The organism is Methylobacterium sp. R2-1, from assembly GCF_014191355.1.
GTDB lineage: Bacteria > Pseudomonadota > Alphaproteobacteria > Rhizobiales > Beijerinckiaceae > Methylobacterium.
In genome coordinates this window covers 1-8785 of record NZ_JACHWM010000035.1, presented here as the reverse complement: position 1 = coordinate 8785, position 8785 = coordinate 1, and the positions used below count along the sequence as shown (strand labels likewise).

Below are 8785 nucleotides of genomic sequence, written 5' to 3'. Positions count from 1 at the left end.
GATCCGCCTGTTCCCCCGTCGGAGAGGCTAGGGATCGCGGAAGGCATCGAGACGGCGCTCGCGGCTGCTCGCCTGTTCAACATGCCGGTCTGGGCAACTGCGTCGGCATTTTTGGAGAGTGCTTGTTCGCCGATGCGAGGACTGAGTGGGCGGCCCATGGCGTCAGGTCTCTCGAAATTGATAGGCGTGCGCGAGCGCGGCGAGGCGTTCGACTCCCTGGGCAAGGCGGTTCGGCTTGGCGCTCAGCGAAGGCATATGCGGCGCCGTCTGCTCAGGGGATGCATTACTATGATCTCCGCAGCTTGGCGCAGCTCTTGGTGTAGTGACTCCAGTGGCAGGCCGAGCGCGGATGTGGTGCCCGCGCGCGCCGAGATCCTGCCCGTCCTGGACGGCCCGGCCGAGTGCCTGCGCTAGCCGGGCTGTGCTTCGGTCAGATCCAGGCCGCCCGCCAGCAACCGGATCTCGGCCGTCGCCATCTCAGGCCGCTCGGACGGTCGCGAGGAAGCGGGAGACCTCGGCCGAGAGGTGCTCGGACTGACGCGACAGTTCGGAGGCCGCGCCGAGAACCTGAGAGGCCGCCGCTCCCGTCTCCTCAGCCGCACCGGCCACACCCGCGATGTTGTTCGTCACCTCGCCCGTGCCCATCGCAGCCTGAGCCACGTTGCGCACGATCTCCTGCGTGGCCGCGCCTTGCTCCTCGACCGCCGCGGCGATGGCGGTGGCCACGCCACTGATCTCCTGGATGCGCGCCGTGATCGAGCCGATGGCCGATACGGCCTGCCCCGTCGAGCCCTGGATCCGGGTAATCTGGCTGGAGATCTCCTCGGTCGCCCTCGCGGTCTGGTTGGCGAGTTCCTTGACCTCCGCCGCGACCACCGCGAAGCCGCGGCCGGCTTCTCCTGCTCGTGCCGCCTCGATCGTGGCGTTGAGAGCCAAGAGGTTGGTTTGGCCGGCAATGGTCGAGATCATCGTGACCACATCGTCGATCTTGGCCACCGCACCGCTCAGATCCTGCACGAGACCGGCAGTCTGGGCGGCCTCGCTGACGGCAGCCTGGGCGAGTTGAGCCGAGCCGTTTACCTGTCGGCCGATCTCCTGCACGGATGAGCCGAGTTGCTCGGCGGCGGCTGCCACGGTGCTGACGTTCGAGGCAGCCTCCTCCGCAGCGGCCGCTACGGTGGTGGACTGGCTGGCGGTCTGTGTGGCCGTCGCCGTCAGGGTCTGCGCTGTGGCCTGCAGCTCGGTTGACGAGGAGGAAACCAGGCCGATGATGCCGCCCACCGCCTGCTCGAAGCTATCCGCCATCTGATGCATGCCGGCCTTGCGTTGCTCCTCAGCCGAGGCACGGGCGAGCGCCGTCTCTTCCTCCAGCGCCTTCATCCGGATCAGAGCGTCCTTGAACACTTGAACCGCGTCCGCGATCTTGCCGATCTCGGTCTTGGCGCCCCGGTGCGGAACATTCACCGAGAGGTCGCCGGCGGCCAAGGCCTGCATCGGCACGATGACCGACGTGATCCCGCGCGAGATGCTGCGGATGATCAAAGCCCCAATCAACACCGAAAGGAGAACAGCAGAGAGGGCCGCAGCCGAAGCGATGAGCTTGCTTTCTGCGTAGATGATTTCGGCCTGCTTCTGTGCGTTGGCGGCGCCAGCATCGTTGAGGTCGACCAGCTTCACCAGCGAAGCGGAGGCCTTCCGGCGGGGCCCCAGCGCTTGGGTTTCATACAGCTCCAGAGCCTTTGCCTTCTCGTTCTTCCGGGACAGTTCAAGGATTGGCTGCGTCGCGGCTATGAAGGCCTGCCAATCCTTCCTGAACTCTTCGTAGAGAGCACGCTCGCGGTCTGAGCTGATGAGCGAAGCATAAGCTGCAATCAACTCATCCATCTTCTTATTGCGCTCCGCAAGATCTTTCTCAACCTCAGTGAACATCGGCTCCTTAGCCGTCAGGAGGTTGCGCATGAGGCTGGTCGTCTGACGGCCTGCTCCGATGTCCATGCTTGCGGCCCCACGCACGCTGGGTAGCCAATTCGTCTGAACGTCGATCAGTAGACCCTGGACTTTGCTGAGGCTGGAGATGCCCAGCACGCCCAGTCCGACAGTGAACAGCGTAAGCACGAGGAAGGCACCAATCAGTTTGGCGCGAATCGACATGGCTTGCATGGCAGGGAAGGTCCTAAACGTGGCGACCCGTTCGCCCCACGGCGAACGATAAAATCGCGTTCAGGGTGTACGGAAATTGATTAATGTCTTGTTGAAGAAGGCGATAAATCTCAAACATCAATGCGCCCCGTTCCATATTATGAAACGCAGCCCTTAGTGGGTTGAAACCACCGAGAAACATATCACCGGTCACAGCTTGTTTTTTTACGAAGCATTTTGAAATGGGATCTTCCAGCTGCTTCTGATGGATTAAGATAGCGCATACTCATGCTCAGTCCGGCTTGGATCAAAAGGCTTCTTCCTACTGAAATGTCCAAATTGACTCGGAACGTGATGTCCAGAAGGCGATTGTCTAGCTGAGGCGTGCGAGGGATTCAGGTTCCTATTTCGCCGCGATGTCGGCAGGAATGGAGTCCGCCTTCGCCGGATGGATGCCGGCCACGGGAACGAACGCGGAGATTCGCTGGCCCGCCAAGTCGAGTTTCTCCCGTCCGCCACCAATCGCCGATGTAGGGACTCGTTCGCTCGATGGGTGGGCCGATGTCCGTAAAGGGGGCAGGCTGTGTGAAAACGCGGGCCAGTCACGCCAGCGTAGGACATCCTTCTACGATGGGCGCATCGAAACCGCTTCGCAGGCCAAACCGCGGCGCTGCCCGGACTGATCTCGTCAGAGCAGAAGATGAGCTTTCTACGGTGATCCACGCGATTGGCTTTTTCACACGGCCACGGTCGTTTTCGGACCTCTGACCGTATAGTCGTGGACCTGGGTTGCGAGATGCAGCGATCGATGCAATAGCCCGGCTTGGGTGCGCGGTCTGAAGGTTGGACCGGCAGGTTTCTGCGTTGGTCGGGCCGCCAGCGGCAGGAAACTTGTGCCTGTGCTGTCACCCTCTCGTCGCCCTTTGTCGTCATTGCGCGTCCTGCTCACAAGCGGAGCCGGTGGCGGCCTAGTTCTTATGGCCAGTGCCGCGCTGGCCCTGATCGTCGCCAACTCGCCACTGGCCGACCCTTACTTCGGTGCGCTCAAGAGCTATCTCGGTCCGCTGTCGGTGCTGCACTGGATCAACGACGGCCTGATGGTCGTGTTCTTCCTGCTCGTCGGGCTGGAGATCAAGCGCGAGTTGCTGGACGGACGGCTGCGGACCTGGCCCGACCGTGTGCTGCCGGGCTTTGCCGCGCTTGGCGGCATGCTTCTCCCGGCGCTGGTCTACGCTGCTGTCAATTGGCACTCGCCCGAGACGCTGCGAGGCTGGGCCATCCCGGCCGCAACCGACATCGCCTTTGCGCTGGGCGTGCTGGCGTTGCTTGGCTCGCGCGTGCCCGTCTCGCTCAAGGTGTTCCTGACGGCGCTCGCAATCATTGACGACCTCGGCGCGGTGCTCATCATCGCCCTGTTCTACACCGCCGGCCTGTCGCTGCCGATGCTCGGTGGTGCGGCCGTGACCCTGGCGGTGCTGTACGGGCTGAACAAGGCCGGGGTCAGCCGCCTATGGCCGTATCTCGCCCTCGGCCTGGTGCTGTGGGGGTTCGTGCTCATGTCCGGCGTCCATGCGACCATCGCGGGCGTCCTGCTGGCTCTAACGATCCCGCTCCGGCTGAGCGTCGGCAAACCCGACGATCCCACCTCACCGCTGCACATCCTCGAACATGCCTTACATCCCTGGTCGGCGTTCCTCATCCTGCCGATCTTCGGTTTTGCCAATGCGGGCGTTTCCCTGGCGGGGTTCAGCCCGCACCTGCTGCTCGACCCAGTAACGCTGGGCGTGGCACTGGGCCTGTTCCTCGGCAAACAGCTTGGCGTGTTCGGTTTCGTGCTCGCCGCCGTCCGGTTTGGCTGGGCACAACGCCCCGCAGGGGCGGGCTGGATGCAGGTCTACGGCGTCGCCCTGCTGTGTGGGGTTGGCTTCACGATGAGCCTGTTCATCGGACTGCTGGCCTTCGCGCAGCGACCTGAGCTGGAAGCCGAAACCAAAATCGGGGTGCTGGTCGGCTCGCTCGTCTGCATGGCCGCCGGCGCACTCGTGCTCCGGTTCGCGCCGCAGCAGCACCCCAACCACCACTGAGAACCGGTGCCACAGCGCGGGGGGGCGGAGGCAATCCCGCTCGTTGATGTCTCTGGAAACAGGGTGGAGATCACCATGCGTCGTCCGTTCCCCAAGCGCCGTCCGGGCGCCATGGAAACCCGCGTGTCGGAACTGGTTTTGGCAATCTCGGGCGTGCTCCTGCTCGCGGCGATCACCCTGCTGCTGCTGTCCTGGCTGAATGGCGATGCCGAGGGCTTCGTGGCTGGGTACCTTCCGGCGCGGAATTCGTAGGTTCCGCCACATCCAGTCCGGCGCCCCCATGACGACTCTGACTGCGACGCTGCACGACCTGTACGAGGGCGACACCAGCCGGGCGCACCGCTTCCGCTACGCCCTGCTCGTGTTCGACGTGGCGACGATCGCCTTCGTCATCGTCACCTCGTTCCTGCCGCTGATGCCCTGGATCATCGCCTGCGATGTGGTGCTGGGCGCGTGTGTGCTCCTCGATTTCGTTGCACGGCTCAGCATCAGCCGCGCGCACGCGCGTGAGTTCCTGCACCTGAGCACCTGGACCGACGTGATCGCAATCGCCTCGTTCCTCGCTCCATTGGTCGTTGAAGGTGTTGGCTTCCTGCGCATCCTGCGGACACTGCGCCTGCTGCGCACCTACCACCTGCTGGAGCGGCTTCGGCAGGATAGCAACTTTTTCCGACGCAACGAGGACGCGGTCCTGGCCGCCACCAACTTGGTTGTGTTCGTCTTCGTGATGACCGGCATCGTCTACGCGACGCAGCATAACACCAATCCAGCTATCCGCACCCCAATCGATGCGCTGTACTTCACGGTTACATCGTTGACGACGACGGGCTACGGCGACATCACTCTGCCGGGACCAACTGGGCGACTGCTCTCGGTGTTCGTGATGATCTGCGGCGTGACACTTTTCTTCCGCCTCGCTCAGGTAGTGTTCCGCCCCTACAAGGTGCGCTTTCCGTGTGACGATTGCGGATTGCAGCGCCATGAGCCTGATGCCGTTCACTGCAAGGCCTGCGGCAACTTGCTGAACATCCCTGATGAGGGAGACTACTGAACTCCAACCAGTTGCAAACGCTCGGAAGGTTGCGATGCGCATGGTCCGCAATGGGTCGATAGCAGGCATTCAGAGCGCCACTAGACGGTGGGCCTCCGCCAATCACAGGCGCTATGTCGAGCGTCCGCCTGAGCAGATTTCACGAATACACGTTGCAGGGTTTGGTGTGATGCTATAAAATCAGCTTGTTTCCGCTTGCTCTCCTGGCAGCAGGATTGACGTGAGCCGAGACGGAGACGGATAGCACCGCTTCTCCACTTTGGAGGCTAGTCTCCCTAGCCGTGCCCTTATAGGGCACGACTTTGCCTCACCTTCCGGAGACGCCAGATGCTCTACATCGGTTTCGCACAGCGCTTGTTACTTCCGGAACCAAGTCGCTTCTCAGCGCGTGCCTGCTCCCACATACTCGCGAGTTGGCTCAGCAAGTTCATCGGGCGCGCTGAAGGCAGTACGGTGGGCGTCAGATGGCTGGGGATGCCCAGCAGCACCTGCGGAGTGCGGCTACCGATTGAGAATATGCATCGAGCCGCCTAGCGCGTCGAAACCGCGAGACTCATCATGACAACGGGTCGGGGTGCTCGGATACTGTACCGTTGAATTTACGCGGCACCAGAGGACATCCGGCATGAACTTTACGATGCTGCAAACTGACGTTGACGCCTGAGGTGTAAGTGCCCTGGGTAATCACTGCCCCTCGGCATGCAGGACATCTCTTGATGTGATTCCTGTAAGCGCGGTGGGCCTCATCAGCAGGCATGGTCCGCCACTCATCATCGATTTTGACTTCACATTTTACGGTGCGGGGACGGGACATGTCCCAGCATGGCACAGCGGTCAGAAGTCAGCCAAGCCGGAGGAAGTGTCGCAGAGGTCGATTTTACGAACTCGCTTCTCACGATTGGAAAGATGCGCCCCGAGCGGGTGGCCCGCTGCGGGGCTTTTCATTCGGCGCCCGCCTATAGAAAGGCAGGGCACTTCATCATCAGCGGCAGACTCGACGCGGTCCCCAGGGCGTCCGACGAACAAAGCAGCGGGGACCCAGGAACCGCCGAGGTCCGAACATTGGGCGGCAACGCCCGTACGGTGTCCGGACCCATCCGCGGCCACAGCCCATAGCTACGGTGGTGGTCGTGCTGCCGGCATCGTAGGCGCCGGCCGGTGCCGCCGGGACAGGCGCAGCCTCTGCTGCAGTCACGAAGCTCGTTCCGCCAACGATGGCAGCAAGAACCGCCAGAGCTTTCAATCGCATCGTTCACATCCCTTGAGACGTTCGGCACTGGCGCCGGAAGCGACGCCGTGACGTGAACGCGAAGTCGACGCGAACGGTTCGTCCAGCATTGCCAGTGGCTCATCTAGAGGTGGAGGCTGCCCCATCTCCAGCGGCCGTCGGACCCTGAGGCCGTCAAACCTATACGGATTGTCGGCCTCCGATTCTTTCTTGCGCCAGGGATTGCAAATCCGGCGACTGGATCGCGGCCGATGTCTACCAGGAACTGCAGGACATGGCCCGCCTCCCTACCCTCCCCCCGCGCCTTTGCACCGTGGACATGTGCACCGCCCGGCCTCCGGCCCGCACCTGGGCGGACCGGAAGGCCAGTGAGCCCCGGCAGGGTTTCTACCAGTCACCCGAGTGGCGGGCCCTGCGAGACGGGGTCACGAAGCAGCGAGGCAAGCGCTGCGAGGACTGCGGTCGGACCGGCACCCGCATTTACTGCGACCACATCGTGGAGCTTCAGGACGGCGGTGCCGGACTGGACGAGACGAACATCCGCCTTCGCTGCGGCTCGTGCCACACCCGGAAGACCGCGAACGCGAGGGCGCGCCGGCACGGTCTGCGGTAAATGCCCTAGGCCGGCGCGTTAGGGTGCTCAGCTGCTCTCCTGCTTTGGTACGATGGTGATGGCGCCGTTGTGCTCGACAATGGCCGACTGCACGTCGCTCAGATGCAGGAGGCCCTTCTGGCGGACCTCCGCCATGACATCACGGGGATCAACACGTTTGCTGCGCATCTTCGCCTCGTCCCACTCGCCATTGGAGAAGATCACGACCGGGTTTCCCTCGGTGACCATGCCGATTGTCGGCCAGAGACGCTTGGCGTGTGACAAGGTGGTGTGCAGCCCAGCAAGGGTTGCGGCGGCCAGCAACGCACCCGTAATTGAACGATCGTCGCCTAGGATGGGTGGGACGGCGATGCCGCCGAAGAAAAAGATCACCGCCATGTCCAATGGCGTGGCCGAACGCATGATGCGCATGGTGGTGATCCGCAGCAGAAGCAGCACCACCAGGTACAGCAGCGTCGCGCGAAGCACGATACCCATGCGGATGCTCCTTGGGCCTTCAGGGATAGATGAACAGCGGCAGAGAAAGGTCTTCGCCGGCCACCGAGAGAACGGCCGTCGTCCGGCCTGGCAGGCGTGGTGCTAGTCGCAGCTTGATGGTGCCCGTTCTCTCCCGTCCGAGAACGAACCGGTAGGTGATGCCCTCTGGGGTGGCGGCGACGTCCTTTGCGCCCGGTTCGGTGGTCGTAATCGAGGCATCATCAAGCAGCGAAGAGCCGACGCCGATCTCCAGCGTCTCGGCCGGCAGAGGCGCGCTGGCGCGGATGATTATCTCGCTGGGCGCATTTGCTCGCAGAAGCCTCTGATAGGTAACGCTGAGCGGCACAGAGGTGAAGCTGCGCGAGGTGGTCGAGAGCCATCCATCTCCGAAGATGCCAAGCAGGCCGGCGAGCACGATGAGGCCGACAATCCCTTGCAGCACGGCCTGAGCCCGGCCCCACTTCGCTTCGAAGCGGCGGTTCGGCTCGATTTCCGTCGCGGTAGCCTTCTGATCGCTGAACATCGCGCTTGGCACTATGGAGACAGTCCGGCCAACCCTTCAGAGATCTCGCAGTTCAATCCGCCTCACCAGACGGGAGGGGGGCTCGAAACTTGACGGGTTTGGGGGGCGGCATCGCACAGGGTCCCATTCGCAGATTTTTTCCCAGTGGGTGAATTCGAGGGCCGCGGAGTGCTGCGGACGACGTGACGATGGGCAAGACGAAAAAGCCGATCGACTGGACGGCGATCGAGCGCGACTACACGAAGACCTCATTGCCTGTCAGAGAGTTGGCCCGCTGGTACAACTGCGACGAGAAGGCGATCAGGCTGCGTGCAAAGGCCGGCGGCTGGCTGCGGCCGGGGCAGGAAAGCTCCGCGGCTCCTCCGCAGGCTCCGCAGCCCCTGGACGCCCTCGTGGCCCCGATTGTCGAGCGCCTGCGTGAGATGGCGCCTGACGAGCCGGCACAGACGCCCGACATCGTCGAGCGGGCGCGCCGCGTAGCGCTGCGCATGGTCGATGAACTGGAGACCATGACCGGCCGCCGAGGTGAGCTTGAGGCGCTGATCGATGAGGCGCTGGTGGGCAAGGACAACGCCAAGCAGCGCGCCAGCCTGCAGAAGGCGCTGAGCCTCAGCGATCGAGCCATGGTGCTGAAGAACCTCGCGCTGGCGACCAAGACCCTGGCGGAGGC

General features: G+C 63.2%; 9 protein-coding genes. 5 read left to right on the top strand and 4 right to left on the bottom strand.

The window, feature by feature from the left end:
• Window positions 1-477: 477 nt before the first annotated feature.
• Window positions 478-2160 carry a methyl-accepting chemotaxis protein gene (locus FHU13_RS27065; protein WP_183438920.1) on the bottom strand — a complete coding sequence of 561 codons (1683 nt, stop codon included), beginning with the start codon at window positions 2158-2160 and terminating at the stop codon, window positions 478-480.
• A gap of 872 nt (window positions 2161-3032) precedes the next feature.
• Here FHU13_RS27065 and nhaA point away from each other — a divergent pair.
• The 3 genes from nhaA (at window position 3033) to FHU13_RS27050 (ending at window position 5274) form a co-directional block, all read left to right on the top strand.
• Window positions 3033-4223, top strand: coding sequence for a Na+/H+ antiporter NhaA (nhaA, locus tag FHU13_RS27060; RefSeq protein ID WP_183438919.1), 1191 nt, complete (start codon window positions 3033-3035; stop codon window positions 4221-4223).
• A 75-nt stretch (window positions 4224-4298) separates the two neighbouring features.
• Window positions 4299-4475, top strand: a complete 177-nt coding sequence (locus FHU13_RS27055; protein ID WP_183438918.1) for a hypothetical protein — start codon at window positions 4299-4301, stop codon at window positions 4473-4475.
• A 28-nt stretch (window positions 4476-4503) separates the two neighbouring features.
• Window positions 4504-5274 carry a potassium channel family protein gene (locus FHU13_RS27050; RefSeq protein ID WP_183438917.1) on the top strand — a complete coding sequence of 257 codons (771 nt, stop codon included), beginning with the start codon at window positions 4504-4506 and terminating at the stop codon, window positions 5272-5274.
• A 982-nt stretch (window positions 5275-6256) separates the two neighbouring features.
• On the opposite strand, the gene FHU13_RS28695 is transcribed toward FHU13_RS27050, so the two are convergent.
• Window positions 6257-6523 (bottom strand): GCG_CRPN prefix-to-repeats domain-containing protein, encoded by a 267-nt coding sequence (locus FHU13_RS28695; RefSeq protein ID WP_246714918.1) that lies wholly within the window; start codon window positions 6521-6523, stop codon window positions 6257-6259.
• A gap of 253 nt (window positions 6524-6776) precedes the next feature.
• Between FHU13_RS28695 and FHU13_RS27045 the strand changes: the two genes are divergently transcribed.
• On the top strand, window positions 6777-7115 hold the full coding sequence (locus FHU13_RS27045) for an HNH endonuclease signature motif containing protein (RefSeq protein WP_183438916.1): 339 nt from the start codon (window positions 6777-6779) through the stop codon (window positions 7113-7115).
• A gap of 27 nt (window positions 7116-7142) precedes the next feature.
• Here the strand turns inward: FHU13_RS27045 and FHU13_RS27040 are convergent, their stop codons facing one another.
• Window positions 7143-7592, bottom strand: a complete 450-nt coding sequence (locus FHU13_RS27040; RefSeq protein ID WP_183438915.1) for a DUF421 domain-containing protein — start codon at window positions 7590-7592, stop codon at window positions 7143-7145.
• A 19-nt stretch (window positions 7593-7611) separates the two neighbouring features.
• Window positions 7612-8115: a hypothetical protein gene (locus FHU13_RS27035; protein ID WP_183438914.1), complete on the bottom strand. Its 504-nt coding sequence runs from the start codon at window positions 8113-8115 to the stop codon at window positions 7612-7614.
• Window positions 8116-8297: 182 nt separating this feature from the next.
• Between FHU13_RS27035 and FHU13_RS27030 the strand changes: the two genes are divergently transcribed.
• Window positions 8298-8785, top strand: a 488-nt coding sequence (locus tag FHU13_RS27030) for a hypothetical protein (protein ID WP_183438913.1), incomplete at its 3' end; no start/stop codon positions are given.

What these genes read in the sequence shown, in the direction of transcription:
- FHU13_RS27065 (WP_183438920.1), bottom strand. Translation starts at nt 2,160, where the DNA reads ATGCAAGCCATGTCGATTCGCGCCAAACTGATTGGTGCCTTCCTCGTG.
- FHU13_RS28695 (WP_246714918.1), bottom strand. Translation starts at nt 6,523, where the DNA reads ATGCGATTGAAAGCTCTGGCGGTTCTTGCTGCCATCGTTGGCGGAACG.
- FHU13_RS27045 (WP_183438916.1), top strand. Translation starts at nt 6,777, where the DNA reads ATGGCCCGCCTCCCTACCCTCCCCCCGCGCCTTTGCACCGTGGACATG.
- FHU13_RS27035 (WP_183438914.1), bottom strand. Translation starts at nt 8,115, where the DNA reads ATGTTCAGCGATCAGAAGGCTACCGCGACGGAAATCGAGCCGAACCGC.
- FHU13_RS27050 (WP_183438917.1), top strand. Translation starts at nt 4,504, where the DNA reads ATGACGACTCTGACTGCGACGCTGCACGACCTGTACGAGGGCGACACC.
- FHU13_RS27040 (WP_183438915.1), bottom strand. Translation starts at nt 7,592, where the DNA reads ATGGGTATCGTGCTTCGCGCGACGCTGCTGTACCTGGTGGTGCTGCTT.
- FHU13_RS27055 (WP_183438918.1), top strand. Translation starts at nt 4,299, where the DNA reads ATGCGTCGTCCGTTCCCCAAGCGCCGTCCGGGCGCCATGGAAACCCGC.